This is a genomic window from Streptomyces soli, from assembly GCF_003999195.1.
Classification (GTDB): domain Bacteria; phylum Actinomycetota; class Actinomycetes; order Streptomycetales; family Streptomycetaceae; genus Actinacidiphila; species Actinacidiphila soli.
Genome location: NZ_RJVR01000192.1, coordinates 1 through 22667, shown reverse-complemented (window position 1 = coordinate 22667; position 22667 = coordinate 1). Strand labels below are relative to the sequence as shown.

The 22667-nt window shown below is 71.3% G+C and carries 26 protein-coding genes; 13 read left to right on the top strand and 13 right to left on the bottom strand.

Annotated elements, in window-relative coordinates; translation table 11 throughout:
• Nucleotides 1-60: 60 nt before the first annotated feature.
• Nucleotides 61-858: an LOG family protein gene (locus tag EFK10_RS18095; RefSeq protein WP_127356722.1), complete on the top strand. Its 798-nt coding sequence runs from the start codon at nt 61-63 to the stop codon at nt 856-858.
• Between the two features lie 175 nt (nt 859-1033).
• On the opposite strand, the gene folP is transcribed toward EFK10_RS18095, so the two are convergent.
• The gene (gene folP, locus EFK10_RS18090; protein ID WP_127356721.1) at nt 1034-1894 is read right to left on the bottom strand and encodes a dihydropteroate synthase; all 861 of its coding nucleotides are present in this window, start codon (nt 1892-1894) and stop codon (nt 1034-1036) included.
• A gap of 345 nt (nt 1895-2239) precedes the next feature.
• Between folP and EFK10_RS18085 the strand changes: the two genes are divergently transcribed.
• Nucleotides 2240-2599 (top strand): DivIVA domain-containing protein, encoded by a 360-nt coding sequence (locus EFK10_RS18085; RefSeq protein WP_127356720.1) that lies wholly within the window; start codon nt 2240-2242, stop codon nt 2597-2599.
• Nucleotides 2592-3218, top strand: coding sequence for a DNA-3-methyladenine glycosylase I (locus EFK10_RS18080; protein ID WP_164836036.1), 627 nt, complete (start codon nt 2592-2594; stop codon nt 3216-3218). The genes EFK10_RS18085 and EFK10_RS18080 overlap by 8 nt, the downstream gene beginning before the upstream one ends.
• Here EFK10_RS18080 and chcB read toward each other — a convergent pair.
• Nucleotides 3203-3994: a 2-cyclohexenylcarbonyl CoA isomerase gene (gene chcB, locus EFK10_RS18075; protein WP_127356719.1), complete on the bottom strand. Its 792-nt coding sequence runs from the start codon at nt 3992-3994 to the stop codon at nt 3203-3205. The two genes, EFK10_RS18080 and chcB, sit on opposite strands and share 16 nt — an antisense overlap.
• Nucleotides 3995-4271: 277 nt before the next feature.
• Here chcB and EFK10_RS18070 point away from each other — a divergent pair, with 277 nt between their 5' ends.
• A complete protein-coding gene (locus tag EFK10_RS18070) occupies nt 4272-4439 on the top strand; it encodes a DUF3117 domain-containing protein (protein ID WP_018561471.1) in 168 nt (55 codons plus the stop codon).
• A 71-nt stretch (nt 4440-4510) separates the two neighbouring features.
• On the opposite strand, the gene EFK10_RS18065 is transcribed toward EFK10_RS18070, so the two are convergent.
• Entirely contained in the window at nt 4511-5179 is a 669-nt protein-coding gene (locus EFK10_RS18065; protein WP_206305498.1) for an O-methyltransferase, read from the bottom strand.
• A gap of 147 nt (nt 5180-5326) precedes the next feature.
• On the opposite strand from EFK10_RS18065, the gene sigE reads away from it, so the two are divergent.
• The 5 genes from sigE to EFK10_RS18040 all read left to right on the top strand — a co-directional run bounded on the left by sigE (nt 5327) and on the right by EFK10_RS18040 (nt 9748).
• Nucleotides 5327-6109 (top strand): RNA polymerase sigma factor SigE, encoded by a 783-nt coding sequence (gene sigE, locus EFK10_RS18060; protein ID WP_127356779.1) that lies wholly within the window; start codon nt 5327-5329, stop codon nt 6107-6109.
• Complete coding sequence (locus tag EFK10_RS18055; protein ID WP_127356718.1) at nt 6106-7014, top strand: zf-HC2 domain-containing protein; 909 nt, start codon at nt 6106-6108, stop codon at nt 7012-7014. The genes sigE and EFK10_RS18055 overlap by 4 nt, the downstream gene beginning before the upstream one ends.
• An 86-nt stretch (nt 7015-7100) precedes the next feature.
• Nucleotides 7101-8510: a S1C family serine protease gene (locus EFK10_RS18050; RefSeq protein ID WP_127356717.1), complete on the top strand. Its 1410-nt coding sequence runs from the start codon at nt 7101-7103 to the stop codon at nt 8508-8510.
• A gap of 110 nt (nt 8511-8620) precedes the next feature.
• Nucleotides 8621-9055 carry a sec-independent translocase gene (locus tag EFK10_RS18045; protein ID WP_127356716.1) on the top strand — a complete coding sequence of 145 codons (435 nt, stop codon included), beginning with the start codon at nt 8621-8623 and terminating at the stop codon, nt 9053-9055.
• A 75-nt stretch (nt 9056-9130) separates the two neighbouring features.
• Nucleotides 9131-9748 (top strand): hypothetical protein, encoded by a 618-nt coding sequence (locus EFK10_RS18040; protein ID WP_206305492.1) that lies wholly within the window; start codon nt 9131-9133, stop codon nt 9746-9748.
• 42 nt (nt 9749-9790) lie between these two features.
• Here EFK10_RS18040 and EFK10_RS18035 read toward each other — a convergent pair whose 3' ends face one another.
• The 3 genes from EFK10_RS18035 to EFK10_RS18025 are packed head-to-tail and all read right to left on the bottom strand — an operon-like array spanning nt 9791 to nt 12726.
• Nucleotides 9791-10945: an Mrp/NBP35 family ATP-binding protein gene (locus tag EFK10_RS18035; protein WP_127356714.1), complete on the bottom strand. Its 1155-nt coding sequence runs from the start codon at nt 10943-10945 to the stop codon at nt 9791-9793.
• Between the two features lie 22 nt (nt 10946-10967).
• A complete protein-coding gene (locus EFK10_RS18030; protein ID WP_127356713.1) occupies nt 10968-11486 on the bottom strand; it encodes a DUF1003 domain-containing protein in 519 nt (172 codons plus the stop codon).
• On the bottom strand, nt 11476-12726 hold the full coding sequence (locus tag EFK10_RS18025) for a magnesium transporter MgtE N-terminal domain-containing protein (protein ID WP_127356712.1): 1251 nt from the start codon (nt 12724-12726) through the stop codon (nt 11476-11478). The genes EFK10_RS18030 and EFK10_RS18025 overlap by 11 nt, the downstream gene beginning before the upstream one ends.
• 248 nt (nt 12727-12974) lie before the next feature.
• On the opposite strand from EFK10_RS18025, the gene EFK10_RS18020 reads away from it, so the two are divergent.
• A complete protein-coding gene (locus tag EFK10_RS18020; protein WP_127356711.1) occupies nt 12975-13637 on the top strand; it encodes a hypothetical protein in 663 nt (220 codons plus the stop codon).
• A gap of 138 nt (nt 13638-13775) precedes the next feature.
• Here the strand turns inward: EFK10_RS18020 and EFK10_RS18015 are convergent, their stop codons facing one another.
• A complete protein-coding gene (locus tag EFK10_RS18015; protein ID WP_127356710.1) occupies nt 13776-14336 on the bottom strand; it encodes a hypothetical protein in 561 nt (186 codons plus the stop codon).
• Between the two features lie 72 nt (nt 14337-14408).
• On the opposite strand from EFK10_RS18015, the gene EFK10_RS18010 reads away from it, so the two are divergent.
• Complete coding sequence (locus EFK10_RS18010) at nt 14409-15281, top strand: alpha/beta fold hydrolase (protein WP_127356709.1); 873 nt, start codon at nt 14409-14411, stop codon at nt 15279-15281.
• Between the two features lie 60 nt (nt 15282-15341).
• On the opposite strand, the gene EFK10_RS18005 is transcribed toward EFK10_RS18010, so the two are convergent.
• Entirely contained in the window at nt 15342-16241 is a 900-nt protein-coding gene (locus EFK10_RS18005; protein ID WP_127356708.1) for an NYN domain-containing protein, read from the bottom strand.
• A gap of 247 nt (nt 16242-16488) precedes the next feature.
• Between EFK10_RS18005 and EFK10_RS47485 the strand changes: the two genes are divergently transcribed.
• A complete protein-coding gene (locus tag EFK10_RS47485; RefSeq protein ID WP_164836035.1) occupies nt 16489-16629 on the top strand; it encodes a hypothetical protein in 141 nt (46 codons plus the stop codon).
• A gap of 68 nt (nt 16630-16697) precedes the next feature.
• On the opposite strand, the gene EFK10_RS18000 is transcribed toward EFK10_RS47485, so the two are convergent.
• From EFK10_RS18000 to EFK10_RS17985, 4 genes are all read right to left on the bottom strand, one after another.
• Entirely contained in the window at nt 16698-17312 is a 615-nt protein-coding gene (locus EFK10_RS18000) for a MarC family protein (protein ID WP_127356707.1), read from the bottom strand.
• Between the two features lie 72 nt (nt 17313-17384).
• Nucleotides 17385-18242, bottom strand: a complete 858-nt coding sequence (locus EFK10_RS17995; RefSeq protein WP_127356706.1) for a PHP domain-containing protein — start codon at nt 18240-18242, stop codon at nt 17385-17387.
• Between the two features lie 102 nt (nt 18243-18344).
• A complete protein-coding gene (locus EFK10_RS17990; protein ID WP_127356705.1) occupies nt 18345-18980 on the bottom strand; it encodes a DUF6758 family protein in 636 nt (211 codons plus the stop codon).
• A gap of 100 nt (nt 18981-19080) precedes the next feature.
• On the bottom strand, nt 19081-19674 hold the full coding sequence (locus EFK10_RS17985; RefSeq protein WP_127356704.1) for a suppressor of fused domain protein: 594 nt from the start codon (nt 19672-19674) through the stop codon (nt 19081-19083).
• A gap of 424 nt (nt 19675-20098) precedes the next feature.
• Here EFK10_RS17985 and EFK10_RS17980 point away from each other — a divergent pair, with 424 nt between their 5' ends.
• Nucleotides 20099-21232: a magnesium and cobalt transport protein CorA gene (locus EFK10_RS17980; RefSeq protein ID WP_127356703.1), complete on the top strand. Its 1134-nt coding sequence runs from the start codon at nt 20099-20101 to the stop codon at nt 21230-21232.
• A gap of 182 nt (nt 21233-21414) precedes the next feature.
• Here the strand turns inward: EFK10_RS17980 and EFK10_RS17975 are convergent, their stop codons facing one another.
• Nucleotides 21415-22365, bottom strand: a complete 951-nt coding sequence (locus EFK10_RS17975) for a DMT family transporter (RefSeq protein WP_127356702.1) — start codon at nt 22363-22365, stop codon at nt 21415-21417.
• Nucleotides 22366-22667 lie beyond the last annotated feature (302 nt).

The window sequence follows — 22667 nt, the reverse complement described above, 5'->3', positions numbered from 1 at the left end:
ATCCACCCCCGTACGGCGTGCGTACCCTGGCGGCACGATCCGCAGCGGAAGGAGCGCGACATGAGCAGCTCAGACGCGGAAGATGCCGCGGTAGCGGAGAACGCGGCGGCCCAGGGCCGCACTCACGGCCAGGCGTGGCCGGAGCGGCAGACGGGCCCCGTCGTACGCCGCAGGGGCCAGGTGCAGCCGTCCACGACGGACCAGCGCCTGCTGGACACCCGGGGGCCGTCGGATTGGGTGCACCAAGACCCCTGGCGGGTCATGCGGATCCAGTCCGAATTCGTCGAAGGCTTCGGCTCCCTCGCCGAACTCGGCCCTGCCGTCAGCGTCTTCGGCTCCGCCCGCACCCAGCCCGGCTCCCCCGATTACGAGACCGGCGTCGGCATCGGCCGCGCCCTGGCCGAAGCGGGCTTCGGCGTCATCACCGGCGGCGGCCCCGGCTCCATGGAGGCCGCCAACAGGGGCGCCGTCGAGGGCGGCGGGGTCTCGGTCGGGCTCGGCATCGAGCTGCCCTTCGAGCAGGGGCTCAACCCCTACGTCGACATCGGCGTCAACTTCCGCTACTTCTTCGTCCGCAAGACGATGTTCGTGAAGTACGCCTCCGGCTTCATCGTCCTCCCCGGCGGCTTCGGCACCCTCGACGAGCTCTTCGAGGCCCTCACCCTCGTCCAGACCCGCAAGGTCACCCGCTTCCCCATCGTCCTCTTCGGCACCTCCTACTGGCAGGGCCTCATCGACTGGGTCCGCCACACCGTCGTCGACGGCGGCAAGGCCTCCGCGATCGATTTGGAGCTCCTGCATCTGACGGACGACGTGGACGAGGCGGTCGCCCTGATGACGAAGGAAGCGGCGACGTAGGCCCTCCGGGTTGGGGGTGGCCGTCCGCCTGAGGCGAGCGAAGCGAGGTGGGGGTCCCCCGGACGAAGTCTGGGGGTGGGGGCACTCCCCCAGCCTTCGGCCGGGGGAGTGCCCCCACCCAGCCGCCAGGCTGGGGGAGGACCCCCAGCGGAACGTTCTCCCACAACCCGCGCTGTCAGGCCAGGCCGCGCCGGGCTACCGCGGGCGCGCGGTGGCCCGCGATGGACGCCACCATCTCAAGCACCTGCCGCGTCTCCGCCACCTCGTGCACCCGATACACCTGCGCCCCGAGCCACGCCGACACCGCGGTCGTCGCGAGCGTCCCGATCAGCCGCTCCTTGACCGGCCGGTCGAGCGTCTCGCCGACGAAGTCCTTGTTGGACAGGGAGACGAGCACCGGCCACCCCGTCGCCGCCATCTCGGGCAGCCGCCGGGTCGCCTCAAGCGAGTGGCGGGTGTTCTTGCCGAAGTCGTGCCCCGGGTCGATGAGGATCGCGTCGCGGCGGACGCCCAGGCCGGCGGCGCGCTCGGCGAGGCCGACGGTCACCTTGAGGATGTCCGCCATGACGTCCGCGTACGCGACCCGGTGCGGCCGGGTCCGCGGCTCCGCGCCGCCGGCGTGCGTACAGACCAGGCCGGCCCGATGCCGCGCCGCGACCTCGGCGAGCTTCGGGTCGACGCCGCCCCACGCGTCGTTGAGCAGGTCCGCGCCGGCCTCGCAGGCGGCCTCGCCGACCTCGTGCCGCCAGGTGTCGACGCTGATCACGACGTTCGGGTGCCGCCGCCGGACCTCCGCGACGAAGGCAACCGTCCGGCGGATCTCCTCCTCCGCCGACACCTCCTCGCCGGGACCTGCCTTCACCCCGCCGATGTCGATGATGGCGGCGCCCTCCGACACCGCCTGCGCCACGCGCTGCAGGGCGGGTTCGTCGGTGAACGTCGCGCCCTGGTCGTAGAACGAGTCGGGCGTGCGATTCACGATCGCCATGATCACGGGCTCGTGCGGGGCGAATTCCCGTGTCCCCAGCCGTAGCATTGCGCAGTCCTCCTCGAAGTGGCCGCCGAGTGGCCTGCCAGCGACCCTAGTCGCTGAGGCGTCTGCGCCGTGGCCGACGGCGCCTCGCCGGATCACCGGAGGTGGGCACTCTCCCCCAGACTCCGTCCGGTGGGGGTACCCCCGGCGAAGCCAGGGGGAGGACCCCCACCAGCCTTCGGCCGGGGGAGAGTCGGGCGCAGCCATCCGAAGCGTGGGAAGGCCCCCTGGGGCTGAGCAGTGCGAGGAGGGCGGTGGGAGTCGGGCCCTTGACTGTCGCTGCCGAATCACAGCGCGGCGTGGCACGATCGTGGCGTACACGTCCGTCCGGACCACCGGGAGATCGTCTTGTTCTGGTTCATGCTCGTCGCCCTGGTCGCGGTGGTCGCCGCGGTGGCACTCGCCGTGCTCGGCGACGGCGGGGTGTTGCGCGATGTGGAGCCCGACCGGCTGGACGACCGGCTGCCGGGGGAGCGCCCGGTGGAGCGCGCCGACATCGACCACCTGCGGCTGCCGGTGGCCATACGGGGTTATCGCATGGTGGACGTGGACGAGGTGCTGGACCGGCTCGGGGCCGAACTGGCCGAGCGGGACGCCCGGATCGCCGAGCTGGAGGCCGAGCGGGCCGGGGCGCAGGCGTCCGCGCTGAGCACGCCGTCCCTGGTCAAGGAGCCGGAGAACGGCCAGGCGCATGGCTCACATGGCTGAGCAGCCGCAGGCGCAGCCCCTGCCGGCCCGGGGCGCGGTCGCCGGGCCGGACGGGCTGCTGCGGTGCCCCTGGGGGCTGTCCACCGAGGACTACGTGGCGTACCACGACACCGAGTGGGGCCGCCCGGTGCACGGGGAGGACGCGCTGTTCGAGCGGGTGTGCCTGGAGGCCTTCCAGTCCGGGCTGTCGTGGATCACGATCCTTCGGCGCCGCGAGGGCTTCCGGAAGGCCTTCCACGGCTTCGAGCCGGACGAGGTCGCGGCCTTCACCGATACCGACCGCGAGCGGCTGCTCGCGGACGCGGGCATCATCCGTAATCGCGCCAAGATCGACGCCACCATCGCCAACGCCCGCGCCGTGCAGGCGCTGCGCGAGGCGTACGACGGTGGCCTCGACGCGCTCATCTGGTCCTACGCCCCGGATCCCGCCACCCGCCCCGTCCCGCGCACGCTCGCCGACATCCCGGCCGTCAGCCCGGAGTCCACGGCCCTGGCCAAGGACCTCAAGAAGCGCGGCTTCCGCTTCGTCGGCCCCACCACGGCCTACGCGCTGATGCAGGCCTGCGGCCTGGTCAACGACCACCTGGCGGGCTGCCACGCACGTCAGCGGCCGACGTAGCGGGGCCGCTCCTTCTTCAGGAAGGCGTCCACCGCGATGCGGTGGTCCTCGGAGGCGCCGGCCAGGGTCTGCAACTCGTCCTCCTTCTCCAGGGTCTCCACGAGCGAGTGGTTTGCCCCGTACGCCAGCGACGCCTTGATCGCCGCGTACGCGACCGTCGGGCCCTCAGCGAGCGTCCGCGCCACGGCGGCCGCCTCGCCCGCCAGCTCGTCCGCCGGTACGACCCGGTTGGCGATGCCCAGCTCCAGCGCCTCGGCGGCCGGGATCGTACGCGGGAAGAAGAGCAGGTCAGCCGCCCGGCCGGGGCCGACCAAGCGCGGCAGGGTCCAGGACGCGCCGGAGTCGGTGGTGAGGGCGACGCCCGCGAAGGACGTGTTGAAGGACGCCGTCTCGGCGACGACCCGGTAGTCGGCGGCGAAGGCGAACCCGGCGCCCGCGCCCGCCGCGACCCCGTTGACCCCGGCCACGACCGGCTTCGGCATGGTGGTGATGGCGGTGACGATGGGGTTGTAGTGCTCGCTCACGGTCGTCATGACCTGCTTGCCGTCCGCCTGGGCCAGCAGGCCGACGTGCTCCTTGAGGTCCTGCCCGACGCAGAAGGCCCGCCCGGTCGCCGTGAACAGCACCGCCCGCACCGCCGGGTCCTCGGCCGCCGCCCGCAGCGTGTCCCGCAGGGCGACCTTGGTCTCGATGTTGAGCGCGTTCATCGCGTCCGGCCGGTTCAGGGTGATCGTGGCGAGCCCGTCGCTCACGTCGTACAGCACGGTGTCGGCCATATCGGTCGTCGTTCCCTTCGTCGCGGCTCACGTACGAGGGTCAGCATGCCGGAGATCACCGGGGGCGAATACGGGAGCAGAGCGGCAGAACCTGTGACGTGCATCAATCGTGATCACCGAAATGAACGGTTTTGTGGGACCCGGTTCTCGAACGGATGGGAACCGACGTTGGTCATCGGGTCACACGATGCGGGATAATGGCCGAGAACCAATGTGTTCGAGTCCGGTGGCGCCTGGCCCCCGGTTGCGGAAGCTGGTTTCAGGAAGGGGAACGAGCATGGCGGCCATGAAGCCGCGGACGGGTGATGGCCCGCTCGAGGTGACCAAGGAGGGGCGGAGCATCATCATGCGAGTTCCGCTCGAGGGCGGCGGACGGCTTGTCGTCGAGCTGACACCCGACGAGGCGGATGCGCTCGGAGAGGCGCTGAAGAAGGCCATCGCCTGACACCGGCGAACCGAATTCCTCGCGGCTCCCGGCTGTACGTAAAACACGTGCAGCCGGGAGCCGTCGGCTTTTCAGCCCCGGCGCACCGCGCACAGCAGGCCGTCGTCCGTGGGGAGCAGGACCGGGGCCAGGGCGGAGTGGTCGCGTACGGAGCGCATCAGCTCGCGCAGGCGTACGACTTCGGGCTCCTGGTGGGCGGCGTCCATGGCGCGGCCCTGGGCGAAGGTGCCCTCGAAGCAGACCAGGCCACCCGGACGGAGCAGACGCAACGATTCGGCTAGGTACTCGGGGTACTCGAGCCGGTCGCCGTCGCAGAAGACGAGGTCGTAGCCGCCGTCGGCGAGGCGCGGCAGAACGTCGAGCGCGCGGCCGGGGATGAAGCGGGCGCGATTCGTGGCGAAGCCGGCCTCGCGGTAGGCGGCGCGGGCGAGCTGTTGGCGGTCGGGCTCGGAGTCGACGGTGGTCAGGACGCCGTCGCGGCGCATGCCGTGCAGCAGATGGATGCCGGAGACGCCGGTGCCGGTGCCGATCTCCACGACGGCCTTGGCGTCCGCGGTGGCGGCGAGCAGCCGCAGGGCCGCGCCGGTGCCGGGCGAGACGACCCGCATTCCGGCCTCCCGGGCACGGGCGCGGGCGCGTATCAGCGCGTCGTCCTCGGCGACGAAGGCGTCCGCGAACGCCCAGCTCGCCTGCCGGTTGCCGGTAATCGCCCTCTCCCTGTCCCCGTGCTGTCCCCGTATCGCTTGTGCACTCGCGTTGGCGACTGTATCCGCTGCCGTCGGGAACCCGCAGATGGGACTGCGCGTTAGAGACAGTGATACGTAGCAGAGAAAGCAGGGGGCGGTCGCATGCATCGCCCTTATCCGGAGCTAACGGGCGAGGTGGATATGGTAGGGGCTCTACTGGAGACCACCAGAGCCGACAGGGGAGGTGCGGCTGCGGCGGAGGACCGGGGAGTGCTGAAGCGCTTCCGCAGGTCGGCCGGCGAGCCGAAATCCGTGACCGATACTGCTGACGACCGGCCGTCCACTGACGACTCCGAGACCGCGACCGCGCCTACGACCGCGACTTTCGCCACCGACGGGGACGGACAGGCTTGGACCCCTCCCTCGTGGGAGGAGATCGTCAGCACGCACAGCGCACGGGTCTACCGCCTGGCGTACCGCCTGACGGGTAACCAGCACGACGCCGAGGACCTGACTCAGGAGGTCTTCGTCCGGGTCTTCCGTTCGCTGTCGACGTACACGCCCGGCACCTTCGAGGGCTGGCTGCACCGCATCACCACCAACCTCTTCCTGGACATGGTGCGCCGTCGTCAGCGGATCCGTTTCGACGCGCTCGGCGACGACGCGGCGGAGCGGCTGCCCAGCCGTGAGCCGTCGCCCGCCCAGCACTTCGCGGACACGCATTTCGACGCCGACGTGCAGCAGGCGCTGGACACCCTTGCGCCGGAGTTCCGTGCCGCCGTCGTGCTCTGTGACATCGAGGGCCTTTCGTACGAGGAGATCGCGGCGACGCTCGGCGTGAAGCTCGGCACCGTGCGCAGCCGGATCCACCGTGGCCGCTCGCACCTGCGCAAGGCACTGGAGCACCGAGCCCCCGCCGCCCGCCCCGGGGAGGCGCCGGCCCTCGCGACCCACCAGCCGGGCCTGGAGGGCGGGAGAACGTGAACGGGACCGGCGAGCACCTCACGCCTGCCGAACATCACCTCGGCGACCGCCTCGCCGCCTTTGTCGATGGAGAGCTGCACGACGACGCCCGGGAACGGGTGCTCGCGCACCTCGCCACCTGCCCGGGCTGCAAAGCGGCCGCGAACGATCAGCGGCAGTTGAAGAACGCGGTGGCCGCCGCGGCCCCGCCCGCCCTGTCCGCCGACCTGCTGGCCCGGCTCCAGGGACTGCCCGGCGGTGACGACCATGGCAGCAGTGGCGGCAAGGGCGGCGGAGACAAGGACGACCAGCGCGAAGGCGTGATCGAGGCGACCAGCCTCGGCGGCCAGCGGCTCAGCGGCAATGTCTTCGGCAGGCGGCGCGACGGCTTCATCCCGGCGCCCGAGCCGACCAGCGGCTTCCGCATACACGAGGTCGAGCGGCCCGGGAACGCCAAGCGGGGCCGGCGGTTCGCCTTCGCAGCGGCCGGCGCTTTCTCCATGGCGGCGATCGCCCTCGGTGGCGCGCTGCCGCTCGAAGGCGCGGCCGACATTGGCTCGGACGACCCGGGCTCTGCGGTGACGCCGCTGAGCGCACGGGCCTCCGACGTCGCCGATGTGCGGGGCGTGCGCGGCACACGGGGGCAGGCCGGCGATGCGGTCAGCCCGGTGTCGGCGCCTGTGCCGTCGGCTTCCCCGTCCGCCTCGGCGGCCGGTCCGGCCTCGCCCGGGGTCGCGAGCACACCTGTGGTGTCGGTGGCCCGCCCGCTGGTCCTTCCGGACACCGGACAGTTGGTCACCACGACCCCCCGGAAGGGGTCCCGCGCGACCTCCTCCGCCAGCCCGACCCCCACGGTCACTCCCACCGTGCCCGCACTGCTGGACTCCCCGATCCCGCTGCTGGGCAACGCCTCGGCCACCCCCTGACCGACGGCTGCGGGCGGCGCCGACTCCTGGTTCAATCCCAGTGAGTGCAGGTCGTCGTCCGCAGGTCGTCCGTCGTAGGGGAGTGCATGAGCGTGGGGAAGGCCGCCGGGCCGCAGTGGTGGAGCCGCCCGGAACCGACCGCAGGGCCGGATACCGAGCCCGCCGCACCCCCTGCTGCCCCCGAGGCCGTAGAGGCCGCCCCAGAGCCCGTACAGGCGGCGCTGTCGCCCGTGCCGCGCCACACCCCGGACCCGTACGACACCCCGCCCTACGGGCCGCCCGGCCCCTGGGCGCCCGCCCCGCCCGTGCAGCCGCTTTCCGTCGGCCACTGGCAGGCGTACGACCCCTGGACGCCGTCCCAGCCCTCGCCCTCGCCCACCCCTGAACGGCGGCGGCGGCGCCGGACGGTCGCCGGGCTGCTGGCGGTCGCGTTGGCGGCCGGAGTGCTGGGCGGGGCCGCCGGAGCGTACGTACGGTCGCACAACGGCGACGGGGGGAGCCGGGTGAGCCTGCCGCAGGCGACCGCCTCCGCCTCCGCCCAGGCGGAGGCACGGGCGCCGCAGAGCATCGCGGGTATAGCCGCCAGGACACTGCCCGGGGTGGTCTACATCCACGTCAAGACCGACAGCGGCGAGGCCACCGGCACCGGCTTCGTACTCGACGGCCAGGGCCACATCCTCACCAACAGCCATGTCGTGGAGTCCGCCACGAGCGGCGGCATCTCCGTGACCTTCAACAACGGCCAGGTCATCAAGAACGCCGAGGTCACCGGCCGGGACAGCGGCTACGACCTCGCTGTCATCAAGGTCTCCGGGTCCACCGGCCTGCGCCCGCTGGCCCTCGGCGACTCCGACGCGGTCAGGGTCGGCGACCCCGTCGTGGCCATCGGCGCCCCCTACGACCTGGAGGGCACCGTCACCTCCGGCATCATCAGTGCCACCCACCGCCCCATCACCGCGGGTAGCCAGAGCGACGGCACCGACGTCAGCTATGTCGACGCCCTCCAGACCGACGCCCCCATCAACCCCGGTAACTCCGGCGGCCCCCTGGTCGACGAGGGCGGCCTGGTCATCGGCATCAACAGCGCCATCCGTTCGGCCGACCCCGGCTCCGACCCGTTCGGCGGCAGCAGCCAGGGCGGCAGTATCGGCCTCGGCTTCTCCATCCCGATCAACCAGGCCAAGCTGGTCGCCGAAGAGCTGATCAGCACCGGCAAGGCCACCCACCCGGTCATCGGCGTCAGCGTCAACATGCAGTACAGCGGCGACGGCGCCCAGGTCAGCGAAGAGCCGACCAAGGGCGGCCCGGGCGACCGGGCGGGCATCAGGAAGGGCGACGTCATCACCGCGGTCGACGGCAAGAGCGTGCACAGCGGCGCGGAGCTGATCGTGCGCATCCGCAGCAACCGCCCGGGCGACCACCTCACGCTGACCCTCACGCGCAACGGCGAGCAACACACCGCACAACTTACGCTCGGCAGCGCCTCAGGAAGCTGACGCCACACGAAGCCGACGCCACAACAAGCTGACAAGGGCGGCCCCTCCCGCTTTGCCAGGGTCGCCAGGTACGGTGAGGTCTGCCGGTTCGTTTACGTAGGAGCTGCAGGGTGTTCTTCGACATAGGCCCGCTGGAGATAGTGGCGCTCGCGATCCTTGCCGTGCTCGTTTTCGGCCCGGACAAGCTGCCGAAGGTCATCCAGGACGTCTCGAGTTTCATCCGCAAGGTGCGGGCGTTCTCGGACAGCGCCAAGGAGGACATCCGCAAGGAGCTGGGCCCGGAGTTCAAGGACTTCGAGTTCGAGGACCTCAACCCCAAGACGTTCGTCCGCAAGCAGCTGATGGACAACGACGAGCTGGGGCTGAAGGACATCCGCAACGGCTTCGACTTCCGCGAGGAAGCGGCCACGCTGACCGACGCGGTGCACGGCCGGGACTCCTCGTCGGGGTCCTCCTCGGCCTCGTCCGACACGCCGGACATGCTGCGCAAGCGAGACCGTCTCGACCCCGGTGAGCCCCCGCCGTACGACTCCGACGCCACCTGATCGGGGCCCCTGCCCCGATCAGGCACCGCGAGTGGCTATTCTCCCTTTGTTTGCCCTATTGAGGAGGCGCCGCGCGTGGAGACGACAGCTGATACAGCGGAACGTTCCCGTCCGATCGACGGCTATCTCAAGGCCGATTTCCCCTGGTACGGGCTGGACGAGGCTTTCACCGGCCCTCGCTGGCTCACCCCAATCGGCATGAGCGCCGACGGCACTGTGGAGCACGGCTCCGTGGGCCATGGTGACGAGCCCTCGGTGAAGGTCGAGCCGACCCCGGAAACCCGCCGCTTCGCGGTCGTGGTGTCCGTCGCCGACCGGCCCCTACGGCGCAGCGCCGACGGCACCGGTGTGCTCGACGCCACATCCGTCTCGTCCGCTGCCTGGCTCGCCGGGTCCGGCCTGCTGTCCTGCACCTGGCCGACCATGATGGAGCGCCACCTCCGTCAGGCCTGGCTGGACCAGCAGACGGCCATCGCCTGGGACCTGGCCGACGCGCTCGACGGCCCGGGATGGTCGGCGCTCACCCTGCCGGTGGACGGCGTGCCTACCGCGTTCCACTACCGCGAGTCCGAGTACGGGTGGGTCCTGGCCGGATCCGCGCGGGGGGTGCACCTGGGCGCGTACGGGCGCGGGATGAGCGCGTACGGGCTCGGGCTGGCCGTCGTCAAGGACATCACAGCGTGCGCCGGCTGACGCCGGGGGCGAAGCCCGCCCCGGCGTCAGCTGCGAGAGCCGTCAGAACTTGTTGCGCGGCGTGATCCCCAGCGACAGCCCCGCGAGGCCGCGCTGGCAGCCGCCGAGCTTGCCGGCGATGGCCCGCAGGGCGGAGCCGGCCGGGGACTCGGGGTCCGTCAGCACCACCGGGCGGCCGTCGTCGCCGCCTTCGCGGAGGCGGACGTCGATGGGGATCTGGCCGAGGACCGGCACCGTGGCGCCGGTCGTGCGGGTCAGGCCCTCGGCGACGCTCTGGCCGCCGCCCGAGCCGAAGACGTCGACGATCTCGTCGCAGTGCGGGCAGGGCATGCCCGACATGTTCTCGACGACGCCGACGATCTTCTGGTGGGTCTGTACGGCGATGGAGCCGGCCCGCTCGGCGACCTCGGCCGCCGCCTGCTGCGGGGTGGTGACGACCAGGATCTCGGCGTTCGGTACCAGCTGGGCCACCGAGATCGCGATGTCACCGGTGCCCGGCGGCAGGTCGAGCAGCAGCACGTCCAGGTCGCCCCAGTAGACGTCCGCCAGGAACTGCTGGAGGGCGCGGTGCAGCATCGGGCCACGCCACACCACGGGGGCGTTGCCGGGGGTGAACATGCCGATCGAGATGACCTTCACGCCGTTCGCGGACGGCGGCATGATCATGTTCTCGACCTGGGTGGGCCGGCCGTCCACACCGAGCATGCGCGGGACGCTGTGGCCGTAGATGTCGGCGTCGACGACACCGACCTTCAGCCCGTCCGCCGCCATCGCGGCGGCGAGGTTCACCGTCACCGAGGACTTGCCGACGCCGCCCTTGCCGGAGGCGACCGCGTAGACCCGGGTCAGCGAGCCGGGCTGGGCGAAGGGGATCTCGCGCTCGGCCTGGCCGCCGCGCAGCGAGGAGGTCAGCTCACGACGCTGCTCGTCGCTCATCACGTCCAGCTCGACCGTCACACCGGTCACACCGGCGACCGCCGACACCGCCGTGGTGACCTCACGCGTGATCGTGTCCCGCAGCGGACACCCCGACACCGTCAGGTAGACGGCCACCTTGACCGCACCGTCCTCGGCGATGTCGACCGATTTCACCATGCCGAGGTCGGTGATTGGCTTGTGGATCTCCGGGTCGTTCACCGTCGCGAGCGCGGTGCGCACCGCGTCGGCGGTAGGGGGGGTGTACGTTTCGGTAGCCATACCGTCGATGGTACGGCTCGGGTCAGGAGGCCCGGTCGTCGGATTCGTCACCCGCGTCGACCAGACGCCGCTCTTCCAACTCCTTGACCAGATCCTGGAGCTCGGAGCGCATCCAGTCGCGGGTCGCGACCTCGCCGAGTCCCATCCGCAGCGACGCCACCTCACGGGTCAGATACTCGGTGTCCGCGATGCTGCGCTCGTTCTGCTTGCGGTCCTGCTCCAGGTTGACGCGGTCGCGGTCGTCCTGGCGGTTCTGGGCGAGCAGGATCAGCGGAGCGGCGTACGAGGCCTGCAGGGACAGCATCAGGGTCAGGAAGATGAACGGGTAGGGGTCCCAGCGCAGATGGGCGGGCGCGAAGGCGTTCCACAGCACCCAGGCGATGATGACCGCCGTCATCCACGCGATGAAGCGCATGGTGCCCAGGAAGCGGGCGATCTTCTCCGACAGCCGCCCGAACGCCTCGGGGTCGTAGGTGGGCAGCAGATTGCGCCGCCGAACCCGTGGCTGGTCCAGGCGGACGCGGGGGCGGTCATCGGCCATAGTCGGTCTCCCGCCAGTCCTCGGGGAGCAGATGGTCGAGGACGTCGTCGACGGTGACCGCGCCGAGCAGTGAGCCGCTCTCGTCGACGACGGGAGCCGCGACCATGTTGTACGTCGCCAGATAGCTGGTGACACCCTGCAGCGAGCTGTCCGGCGTCAGCGGCCGCAGGTCGCTGTCGACGATCGAGCCGACGAGGGTGAACGGCGGGTCGCGCAGCAGCCGTTGGAAGTGCACGGTGCCCAGGTACTTGCCGGTCGGCGTCTCTTCCGGGGCCCGGCAGACGTAGACCTGCGCGGCCAGCGCGGGGGACAGGTCCGGGTTGCGGACCCGCGCGAGGGCGTCGGCGACGGTGGCGTCGGGGCGCAGCACGATCGGGTCGGTGGTCATCAGACCGCCGGCCGTCCGCTCCTCGTACGCCAGCAGGCGCCGCATGTCGGCCGCGTCGTGCGGCTGCATGAGGGCGAGGAGCTTCTCCTTGTCCGCTTCCGGCAGCTCGGACAGCAGGTCGGCCGCGTCGTCCGGGGCCATCGCCTCCAGGACGTCGGCCGCGCGCTCCTCCTTGAGCTTGCCGAGGATCTCGACCCGGTCGTCGTCCGGCAGCTCCTCCATCACGTCGGCGAGCCGGTCGTCGTCCAGGGCCGCCGCGACCTCGGCGCGGCGCTTGGCCGTGAGGTGGTGCAGCACGTTCGCCAGGTCGGCCGGGCGCAGCTGCTCGAAGGTCGCGAGCAGCGCCGCCGCGCCCTGCCCCTGCTCGTCGAGCGAGAAGCCGGTGACCGCCGACCACTCGACGGTCAGCGTCTCCCCGCGCCGCCGCAGCGCACCGCCCTTGCCTCTCCGTACGAAGACCTTGTCGATCTCCCAGTCGCGGCGGGCCGGCAGACGCACCATCGACACATCGAGGACGGTCACCTCCTCGCCGGTCTCGGTGAGGCGGACGCGCCGGTCGAGCAGCTCGCCCAGGACCAGGGTCTCGGTGGGGCGCTGCTCGAAGCGCTGCATGTTCACTACGCCGGTGGTGATGACCTGGCCCGATTCCACGCCGGTGACGCGGGTGATGGGCAGGAAGATGCGCCGGCGGCTCACGACCTCCACCACCAGGCCCAGCACGCGCGGCGGGCGTCCGCCCACGCGCAGCATCACCACCACGTCCCGGACCCGGCCGACCTGGTCGCCGTTGGGGTCGAACACCGGCACGCCGGCGAGATGCGAGACGAAGACCCGGAAGGTACCGGCAGGCATGCGGTGACCTCCTCTTCGCGGTGTTCCTGGCGTTCTGCTGCGTGGCTTTCCGGCGATGACGCGTGTTCAGGCTAGCTCGCCAGGATCATGGGGGGCGCGCCGGACGGCTCCTTGGGTCCCGTAGGGGGTCTCGTGCGACGGCGGTACGCTGCGGTAGCTTCGGGCCCGCTTCGCGCACGCTTTTTGCCGTAGGAGGAAGATCCCACGTGTTTCCCGGCCGCCGGTCAGCCGCTTTCCTCTGGTGGGTGATGTGCGCGGGACTCGCGCTCGTGGGTACGACGGGATGCGCGGGCGATCCGGACGCGGGAACCAACGGCGTCGCCAAGCTCCCGCCCAAAACCATCGAGCAGCGCGCCCGCTCCGCCGCCGACGCGGCCGCCACGGTCCGGCTGTCCGGCACGGTCTCCAGCAACGGCAGCACGTACAAGCTGGACATGCGCTTGCGCGGCAACGGCGGCCTCGGGCAGGTCACGGCCAAGGGCAGCACCTTCCAGCTGCTGCGGGTCGGCGACGACCTGTACCTCAAGGCCGGGGCCGGCTTCTACGGCGACGAGGTCGGCGACAAGCTCAAGAACAAGTACGTCAAGGTGCCCACCGGCGACCCCGCCTACAAGCAGTTCAGCGGCTTCACCGACAAGAAGGTCCTGCTCGACGGCCTCTTCGTCCTGGACGGCGACCTGGCGATCGGCGACCACCGCTCCGTCGGCGGCACCCGCACGATCGCTCTCACCGGCGCGGGCGGCTCCGGCGGCACGCTGGACGTGTCCCTGGAGGGCAAGCCGTACCCGCTGCGCTACGAGCGCGCAGGCGGCGCGGGCACCCTCACACTGGCGGACTGGGGCAAGGACTTCACGCTGCGCGCGCCGGACGCGGATCACGTCGTGGACTACGGCAAGTCAGTCACGTCATAGCCCGGGTTGGGGGTAGGCCGTCCTCCCCATCACCCAAAGGAAGCTTCGGGGGAGGCCGGCCCAACCGGCCCGCGCCCGGCAACGAGCGCGCCTCCGACGGTGGTGGCCGCAGGCGCGTCGGCGGCCGGCACAGCCCGGCTAGGCCCGGCGCTTGCGGCGGAAGAGCAGCTTCGGCAGGCCGGCCGGAATGGCCTGGCGGGTGGTGGCCGAGGTCGGCACCGGCGCCGCTGCGCCACCACCGTCGGGCATGGCACCGGGGTGCTGCGTGAGCTCGCCGGCGGGCTCGAGGCGCAGGACGCGACACTCGCGGGCCCAGCGGTCGGTCATGGTCTCGGCGTCGGGGGCGTTGAGGCGCTTGCCCTTGAGCTCGTCGACGGCGGCCGACCAGGCCTCGCCGCGCGGTTCCAGCTCGACGACCTTGGCGGGGAAGGCGACGAGGCGACCGCCCTTGTCCTTGCTGCGTACGGTCACGGTGGCCGTACCGCCGTCGGTGAGGCCGGGCAGCGGCTGCTCGCCTTCGCCGTCCCCGACGACGCAGACGGCGCCGTCCACCCAGGCGTGCCACAGGGCCTGCGGTGCGGCCGCCTCGGCGCCCGCGCCCGCCGCGACCCACACGAGGCCGGACTTCTTCAGGGCCTCCTCGACCAGTGCCTGGTCGAGCAGCGCCTGACTGATGGCCGCCGTCTCCGTCTCCGTCATGTCTGCAGCCTATTGCCTGATGGATGGAGTCCGGCTCGGGGCCCGTAACCCGGCACCGCTAGCCTCGACCGCATGAGCAGGCCTCCCTTCCTCACGCTGCCCGACAACGCCCGCGCCCACCGGCTGGAGACGGCCCGCGGGTCCTTCGCGGTACTGGACGCGACGCCGCCCGCCGGGACAGCTGTCCGGGGCACGGCGCTGCTGGTCCCGGGCTTCACGGGCAGCAAGGAGGACTTCATCGCGCTGCTCGAACCGCTGGCGGCGTTCGGCTTCCGTACGATCGCCGTGGACGGCCGCGGCCAGCACGAGACAGGCGGCCCGCGCTCCGAGGCGCCCTACGCCCAGGCCGAGTTGGCGGCCGACGTGGTCGCCCAGGCCGAGGCACTGCCCGGCCCGGTGCACCTGCTGGGGCACTCCCTGGGCGGCCTGGTGGCCCGCAGGGCGGTGCTGGAGACGGGACCGGAGGGGTGGGCGTCGCTGACGGTCATGAGCTCGGGCCCGGCCGCGATCGAGGCCGAGCAGCAGGCCCGTACGAAGATGCTGCTCGAAGCGCTCGCGGTCGCCGACATGGAGACCGTCTGGCAGGCCATGCGCGAACTGGACGTGGAGGACGCCGGCGTCCCTGCCACCGTGCCCGAAGTCACCGGCGCCGTCGACGACTTCATGCACCGCCGCTGGCTCGCCAACGTCCCGGAGCTGCTCGTCGTCACCGGCCGGCAGCTGATCTCCGAGCCCGACCGGGTCGCCGAACTGGCCGCCGTTCCGCTCCCGAAGCTGGTCATCTCCGGTGCCGCGGACCACGCCTGGCCCTGCCCCTGGCTGGACGACATGGCCGAGCGCCTCTCCGCCGTACGGGTGGTGATCGACGGCGCCGAGCACTCCCCGAACTCCGAGCAGCCCGCCGCCACCGCCGAGGCGCTGACCGCCTTCTGGGCAAGCGTTTAGGGCCTGTCTTGTGGATTACCAGACCCCGCTCCTTCCCCACGGAGATCAACAAGACAGGCCCTAAAGCTGCGCCTGCAGGTGCTCCCAGAAGCCGTCGCGCAGGACGCGCCGCAGGTCGGCGTGGCCGCGCAGGGAGATGTTGAGCATTCCTTCGGCCTCGACCAGCAGCTCCTGGTCGTACGCGGGCGGCAGATACGGGTGGCCCGGCAGCAGCTCGGCGAGCGACTCGCGGCCGCGGGTGGACAGCCACTGCGCGGCGACCCGGGCGCCGACGAAGTGCACGTCCTCGCGCGTCGGGATGATCCCCGGGCTGCCGGGCAGGTCGCTGCCATAGGCGGGGGTGGAGCGCCGGGTGATGTACGGCTTGCAGAAGTCGAGGTCGAAGGTGCGCTGGCTGTCGACCTCCCAGAGCAGCGGGTCGGCCTGGTTGCGGCCGCTGTCGGCCTCGATGCCCCACAGGTGGACCCGGGCGCCGTAGCCCTGCGCGGCCTCGACCGCGGAGACCAGGTCCTCGTCGCCGCCGATCAGCACGGCGTCGCTGATGGCCCGGTGCCGGGCGAGTGACTCCAGGTCGGAGCGGATGAGCGAGTCGACGCCCTTCTGCTGCCGGCTGGCGTTGAGGTTGCCGAGCCGCACCTTGACGTCCGGCAGCTCGGCGATCCGCTCCTGCTCGGGGGTGTGGATGCGGCGCCTGGCGCCGTCGTACCAGTAGACCCGCAGCAGCCGGCTGTCGGGGAAGAGCGCGCGGGCCTTGTCGATGAAGGCCTCGATGATCGCCTCGGCGTCCAGCTCGAAGGCCCGCCGGTCCTCGGTGCCCGCGACGAGGCGGCCGGCGGCGGCGTACACATACCCGGCGTCGACGAAGACCGCATGGGTGGCCGGGGTGGTTGCGACCTCGGCGAGCACGCGTTGCAGGAGCTCGTTGGTCCGCTCGATGGCGGCCAGGACGTCGTCGTTCATAGAGGTCACATTGTCCGGCGGCCCGCCGTGCGCGCACAACCGGAGCAGCTACCGGCGAGTAGTTAGGCTCCGAAAGGATTTCGTTAGCGTAGGGAATGTTTTCCTGGGCAGCTTCGTTGTTCAGTCATGTAAGTGGGGATCCGAGATGCGACAAGTGCGCCTCGCAATCCAGACTTAACGGACAAGCAATGGCTGTGAAGCAGCTCACCGCTCCAATGGAGGAGTGCCCGGACGAAGGGAGAAGCCCATGCGCTTCGAAATCATGCGCCTCAACGACCAGGACGGCACCGCCGTCGACAGCACGGTCGTGGACGCCGCCTCCGTCAAGAAGATCGTTCAGCAGGCTGCCGAAACCGGCCAGCGCCTTTACATCCGCCCGGCGGAGTAGGGGAGACAGCTTTACGCAGTAGGGCCCTGTACGAGGACGTACAGGGCCCTTTGGCTACCCACTACGAGCTACCCCTCGCCGCGGATGAAGCCGAAGATGCCGTTGGCGATCTGTTGCACGGCGATCGCCGAGAGCAGCATCCCGGACAGCCGGGTCACCAGGACCACACCGCCGTCCTTGATCAGACGGATGATCAGCAGCGAATAGCGCATCGTCAGCCACAGCACGGCATGCATGGCCACGATCGCCACCCACACCGACACCTGCTGCCCCACCGAGTCCGCCTTCTGCACCGCCAGGATCACGGTCACGATCGCCCCCGGCCCCGCCAGCAGCGGCATGCCGAGCGGCACGAGCGCGACATTGACGTCCTTGGTCTGCGTCGGCTCGTCCGCCTTGCCGGTGAGCAGATCGAGCGCGATCAGCAACAGGAGCAGCCCGCCCGCCATCATCAGCGCGGGCACCGACACATGCAGGTAGTCCAGGATCTGCTGGCCGCAGATGCCGAAGATGGTGATGACGCCGAGTGCGACGAGGGTGGCCTGCCAGGCCATCTTCCGCTGGGTCTTCGTGGCACGGCCGGAGGTGAGGGCGAGGAAGATCGGCGTGATGCCGGGCGGGTCCATGATCACGAAGAGCGTGACGAAGACGGACCCGAAGAGGGTCGGGTCGAAGAGGTTCATGAGCTTTCAGGCCGTCCGGCGTTTGCGGACAGGCGGGGTTGAGGGAGGGACGGGGGCCGGAGGGGAATCGCGCTAGACGGCGCTGATCGGCACGGCGCCCGTGGCGCGCCGCGCGATCTCGCCGTATACCTCCGGGTCCGTCGTGTACTCGCCGAGCCGGCACGTCTTGCGGGTGCCGTGGTAGTCACTCGACCCCGTGGCCAGCAGACCCAGTTCCCCCGCGAGGCCCCGCAGTCGGGCCCGGGTGGGCTCGTCGTGGTCCATGTGGTCGACCTCGATGCCGTCCAGGCCGGCCGCCGCGAGGTCGGATATGACGCTGTCCGGCACGCACACGCCGCGCTTCACGGCCGCCGGGTGGGCGAAGACCGTCACGCCGCCAGCGCCTTTGACCAGGCGTACTGCCTCGAAGGGGTCGAGCTCGTGCTTCTCGACGTACGCCGGTCCGCCCGGGCCGATCCACTGCGGAGTGAAGGCCTCGGAGATGCTGCCGACCAGGCCCGCCTCGATCAGCGCCTGCGCGATGTGCGGGCGGCCCACCGCCCCGTCCCCGGCGATCTGCGCGACGCGCTCCCAGGTGACCGGGACGCCGTTCTCGTTCAGCTTCGCGACCATGGCGCGGGCGCGCGGCACCCGGTCGTCCCGTACGAGCTCGCGCTCGCGGAACAGCTCGGGCTCGCGCGGGTCGAAGAGGTACGCGAGCAGGTGCAGGCTCACACCGTCGATCCGGCAGGACAACTCGGCGCCGGTCACCAGGGTGAGCGGGACCGTCAGCTCGTGCAGGGACTTCTGGGCCTCCGCATATCCGCCCACCGTGTCGTGGTCGGTGAGGGCGACGACGTCCAGGCCCGCGGCGGCCGCGTTGCGGACCAGCTCGGCCGGGGTGTCGGTGCCGTCAGATGCCGTGGAGTGGGTGTGCAGGTCGATGCGCACGGTTGAACTCCAAGGCGGTCGGCTATAGATGCGGGGATGCGAATACCAGGATAACGGCCTTGGACGCCTTTGAATTCCAGGGACCTGTCCGCAGAGCGTTCACTACAACAGACGTGGTGAGAGCGCCCCGCACGGCACGAGCTCGACCTCCGCGCCGGCATCCCGCAGATCGGTCAGTATCAACTCGTCGTACATCAGCAGCCCGGCCTCCTCCGGCCAGACCACCGCCCACAGCCACAGTCCGAACGACTCACCTGCGAAGACCGCGCGATCGGCCGGCACGCCGGCCACATGCCACAGCGGCGTCACCCGCCCCGCGGCGATCACCTTGGCGGCCGGCGGCCTGCCGATACACATCTGTGGACCCGGATCGGGTCCCGGAATGCCCGCGAAGCGGGCACCGAGCCCGACTCCCAGCTCTTCGGCCACCAGTACCATCTCACCGGGACCGCCCAGCGGCCCGGGGCCCGAGCACGCGACAGCCGTCGCCCGCCCGCCGCTTCGGTCGTCGCCCGCCGACGCCACGCCGGTGAACAGCCAGCCGACCGGCAGCGGCCACGGCATCCACACCGGCACATGCGCGCGGTTCACGACCACGCTCAGCGCCTCGACGCTCGGCGGGACGACGGGCTGCAGTGGATGGACGGCGCCGTGCTCGTCGCACTGCCAGGAATCGGAGAAGAGGCCGGGCGCTCGGACCCGGCCACCGCACTTCGGGCAACTGGGTTCGCCCCTCATACCGCCCAACAGTCCTCCCGCGCCGTGCCCGCGTCAAGGACGATCACCCGTCCGGCACGGATCGGCGCGCCGGGCTTCCCGAGCGTCTCCGCGGATCGCCTCAGCCGAGCGACACCGGGCCGCGTACCGGGTCACGCAGATCCGTGCCGTGCTGGAGCCACCGCTCCTGCAACGCGGCCGCGCCATGGACCCGCTTCCAGGCGGCCTCCGTATGCGTCATCGGCAGCAGCGGGAAGAAGCGCACCGGATCGAGCGGCGCCTCCAGGGCCAGGGCCTCCACCAGGCCGCCGGGCTCGGCCACGAGCACCGCCGAGAACGGCGCCGCGGGCCACAGGGGTTCGCCGACGTCGAGCGAGTTGCCCGGGGCGACGACGACACCCTCGACCCGGGGGGATGCGGCGAGGACCGCCAGCGGCCGCAGCACCTTGTCCGTGTCGGCGCCGGAGGCCCGACCCGCCCGGAGGGAGAGCACCAGCTCGGCGCGCGGCCCGCGCAGGGGGTCGGCGACGGCGGCCAGGGGATCGTTCATCGGCTCGCGCGACATGCCGAGGGTGACGTAACGCAGCATGTCGCCGTCGACGAAACGCAGCACCTCGATCCGCTCCGTACCGAGGAAAGTCACCGCCGCCCGGGCGTCCGGCTCGCCGAACGCCATGCGCAGCCGCGCCTCCACCAGCTCCAGTACCTCGACCATGACGCGAGCATAGAGCGCGTATCGAACGGGCAAAGTGCCGAGGTAACGCCTCAGCCCCCTGGTAGGCTGGGCCGCTGGCTGAGTAAATCGCCAACAGGTCTTCCCCAAGCGGGGATCGGCAGGAGGAGGTGGGGGCTGCAATGGATCCTAGTCGACCGTGCAGTACCGGCAGCTCTTCCGCCCGGCGACTCTCGCACTGATCCCCACGCTTCCCTTCCCGGCCTCCCAGCCGCGAAACCCGGAATCCCGGAATCTCTGACTTTCCGCGAGTGGCAGTCGCCACGTGCTGTCTGCGTCGCCGTCATACGGACGCACGCACCACGCACCGGAAGAGCTCCCTGAACTGCGCTGTGATCACCCTGCATTGATCAGCATTTCAGTACGGCGTCGTCACGCCGTCGGCCAGTCCGTGAAGGAGCTTGCCATGTCGATGATCCGCGACCTGCGCGCAGTCGTCCGCCCGCGCCCCAGCCTGCGCAAGAGCCACGCTTCGTACGACTACGGCCCGACCGCCGGCCGCCCGGCCGTCCCCAGCTCGGTCGTGGACTGCGCCGTCTACCGCGACGGCCGCCGCGCCAGCGACCACCTGAGCCCGCGCGAGGCCCTGGACCAGGTGCGGGGTGGCGACAGCAGCGGCGACAAGGGTTTCGTGTGGATCGGCCTGCACGAGCCGTCGGAGCAGGAGTTCTCCGGCATCGCTGAGGTCTTCGGACTGCACCCGCTGGCGGTCGAGGACGCGGTGATGGCGCACCAGCGGCCGAAGCTGGAGCGCTACGACGACACGCTCTTCATGGTCTTCAAGACCATCCGCTACGTCGAGCACGCCGAACTCACCGCCACCAGCGAGGTGGTCGAGAGCGGCGAGGTCATGGTCTTCACCGGCCGGCACTTCGTCATCACCGTCCGGCACGGGGGCCACGGCTCGCTCCGCGCCCTCCGTCACCGCCTCGAGGACGACCCCGAGCTGCTCGCCCACGGCCCCTCCGCCGTCCTCCACGCCATCGCCGACCAGGTCGTCGACGACTACCTTGCGGTGACCGACGCCCTCCAGGACGACATCGACGAGGTCGAGATCGACGTCTTCTCCGCGGTGCAGGGCCGCACCCCGCGCAGCGGCGGCGACGCGGGCCGCATCTACCAACTCAAGCGCGAGGTACTGGAGTTCAAGCGGGCCGTCTCGCCTCTGCTGCGGCCCATGCAGCTGCTCAGCGAGCGGCCCATGCGGGTCGTCGACCCCGAGATCCAGAAGTACTTCCGCGACGTCGCCGACCACGTCGCCCGCGTCCACGAGCAGGTCATCGGCTTCGACGACCTCCTCAACTCCATCCTCCAGGCCAACCTCGCCCAGGCCACCGTCGTCCAGAACGAGGACATGCGCAAGATCACCGCCTGGGCCGCCATCTTCGCCGTCCCCACCATGATCACCGGCGTCTACGGCATGAACTTCGACCACATGCCCGAGCTCCACACCCGCTTCGGCTACCCCGTCGTCCTCATTGGCATGCTCTCCGTCTGCTTCGCCATCCACCGCGGCTTTCGCCGCAACGGCTGGCTCTGATCCCTTCTGCCGTCCTCGCACTCACTGCTTCGCAGGCTTCGGGGCGGCTGCGCCGGACTCTCCCCCAGACTCCGTCTGGGTGGGGGTCCTCCGGCCGAAGGCTGGGTGGGGGTCCCCCCGGACGGAGTCTGGGGGAGAGTGCCCCCTCCGTCGGGCCGGGGTGCCCGGGGCCGTGCGGTGGGCTATGCGCTTTGCCGGCCCGCCCGCACCACCAGCGCCAGCCCCACCAGGATCACGCCGAGCGCCGGGTAGGCCGCCACCGGCGGGGTTTGGCCGAGCCACAGGGCGGCGATGAGGGCGGCGCCGGGGGTTTCGAGGAGGATGGCGGTGGAGGTGGTGGAGGGGCCGAGGCCGCGGACGACGCGGTTGAGGAGGCTGTGGCCGAGCAGTTGGGCGGCGACGGTGAGGGCGACGAGTTTGGCCCAGGTGGTGCCGTCGTAGCCGTGGAGGGCGGAGCCCGAGACCAGGCAGGCGGCGAGCAGGACGACGGCGGTGGTCGAGTAGCAGACGTAGGTGTACGCGGTCGTGCTGACGGTGCGTCGGACTTCGGCGCCCAGGAGGACGTACGCGGCGGCCGCGATGCCGCCGCCCAGCGCGAGGGCGTCGCCTGCGAGGGCGCGGGGGGAGAGGGACAGGTCGACGCCGGTGAGGATCACGACGCCGACGACCGCGAGGAGGGTGCCGGCCCAGACAAGGGTGGGGGGTCGGTGGCCGCGCATGCGGAGGAAGAGAGTCGTCCAGATCGGGGTGGTCGTGCACAGGGCTGTCGACGAGGCGACCGAGGTCATGGACAGGCTCGGCAGCCACAGCCCGAAGTGCAGGGCCAGTACGGCGCCGGCGGCTATGGACAGCAGCAGGGCGCGCCGCCCCATGCGGCGCAGCTCGCCCCGGTGTCGTACGAGGGCGAAGGGGCTGAGCGCTCCCACGGCCATGGCGTTCCGCCAGAAGGCGATGGCCAGCGCGGGCGCGGCGGTCGCCGCGATCAGCGGCGCCGACAGCGACACGCCCGCGATCGCCACCGCCAGCAGCGTGAAGTCCACCGTCGCCCCGGCATGCCGCTCCGGCTCCGGGCCGCCGGCGGCGCGATCGGCGGCTGCGGTGGCGGTGCGCGTGGGCTGCGACGCGGCTGACACGGAGGCTCCTTCGGAGGGCACGGCTGGTGACGGGCCTCCCCAGCGTAAGGCCCGTTACGGCCCACGGCCCTGTCCGGGCCGTCGAAACGGCGAAGGGCCGGCCACCGAGACGGTGGCCGGCCCTTCGCCGTTCAGAGCCGGCTGTCAGCTGTCGCTGGTCGCAGCGCCCGAGCGGGTGCGGCGACGGCGCCGGGCCGGCTTGGGCTCGTCGGTGGCGGGTGCCTCGACGGCAGCCGTGGGCTCGGCCTGGGCGACGGCGACGGCGCCGGGGGCGCTGGCGCGCGTACGGCGACGGCGGCGCG

Coding starts and splice junctions, on each gene's coding strand:
- EFK10_RS18005 (WP_127356708.1), bottom strand. CDS start 16,241: ATGAACGACGACGTCCTGGCCGCCATCGAGCGGACCAACGAGCTCCTG.
- EFK10_RS18035 (WP_127356714.1), bottom strand. CDS start 10,945: ATGGCTACCGAAACGTACACCCCCCCTACCGCCGACGCGGTGCGCACC.
- EFK10_RS18030 (WP_127356713.1), bottom strand. CDS start 11,486: ATGGCCGATGACCGCCCCCGCGTCCGCCTGGACCAGCCACGGGTTCGG.
- EFK10_RS18015 (WP_127356710.1), bottom strand. CDS start 14,336: ATGACGGAGACGGAGACGGCGGCCATCAGTCAGGCGCTGCTCGACCAG.
- chcB (WP_127356719.1), bottom strand. CDS start 3,994: ATGGCCGACACCGTGCTGTACGACGTGAGCGACGGGCTCGCCACGATC.
- EFK10_RS17985 (WP_127356704.1), bottom strand. CDS start 19,674: ATGGTCGAGGTACTGGAGCTGGTGGAGGCGCGGCTGCGCATGGCGTTC.
- EFK10_RS18070 (WP_018561471.1), top strand. CDS start 4,272: ATGGCGGCCATGAAGCCGCGGACGGGTGATGGCCCGCTCGAGGTGACC.
- EFK10_RS47485 (WP_164836035.1), top strand. CDS start 16,489: ATGCGCTTCGAAATCATGCGCCTCAACGACCAGGACGGCACCGCCGTC.
- EFK10_RS18095 (WP_127356722.1), top strand. CDS start 61: ATGAGCAGCTCAGACGCGGAAGATGCCGCGGTAGCGGAGAACGCGGCG.
- folP (WP_127356721.1), bottom strand. CDS start 1,894: ATGCTACGGCTGGGGACACGGGAATTCGCCCCGCACGAGCCCGTGATC.
- EFK10_RS18080 (WP_164836036.1), top strand. CDS start 2,592: ATGGCTGAGCAGCCGCAGGCGCAGCCCCTGCCGGCCCGGGGCGCGGTC.
- EFK10_RS17990 (WP_127356705.1), bottom strand. CDS start 18,980: ATGAGGGGCGAACCCAGTTGCCCGAAGTGCGGTGGCCGGGTCCGAGCG.
- EFK10_RS18025 (WP_127356712.1), bottom strand. CDS start 12,726: ATGCCTGCCGGTACCTTCCGGGTCTTCGTCTCGCATCTCGCCGGCGTG.
- sigE (WP_127356779.1), top strand. CDS start 5,327: ATGGTAGGGGCTCTACTGGAGACCACCAGAGCCGACAGGGGAGGTGCG.
- EFK10_RS18010 (WP_127356709.1), top strand. CDS start 14,409: ATGAGCAGGCCTCCCTTCCTCACGCTGCCCGACAACGCCCGCGCCCAC.
- EFK10_RS18020 (WP_127356711.1), top strand. CDS start 12,975: ATGTGCGCGGGACTCGCGCTCGTGGGTACGACGGGATGCGCGGGCGAT.
- EFK10_RS18050 (WP_127356717.1), top strand. CDS start 7,101: ATGAGCGTGGGGAAGGCCGCCGGGCCGCAGTGGTGGAGCCGCCCGGAA.
- EFK10_RS17980 (WP_127356703.1), top strand. CDS start 20,099: ATGTCGATGATCCGCGACCTGCGCGCAGTCGTCCGCCCGCGCCCCAGC.
- EFK10_RS18000 (WP_127356707.1), bottom strand. CDS start 17,312: ATGAACCTCTTCGACCCGACCCTCTTCGGGTCCGTCTTCGTCACGCTC.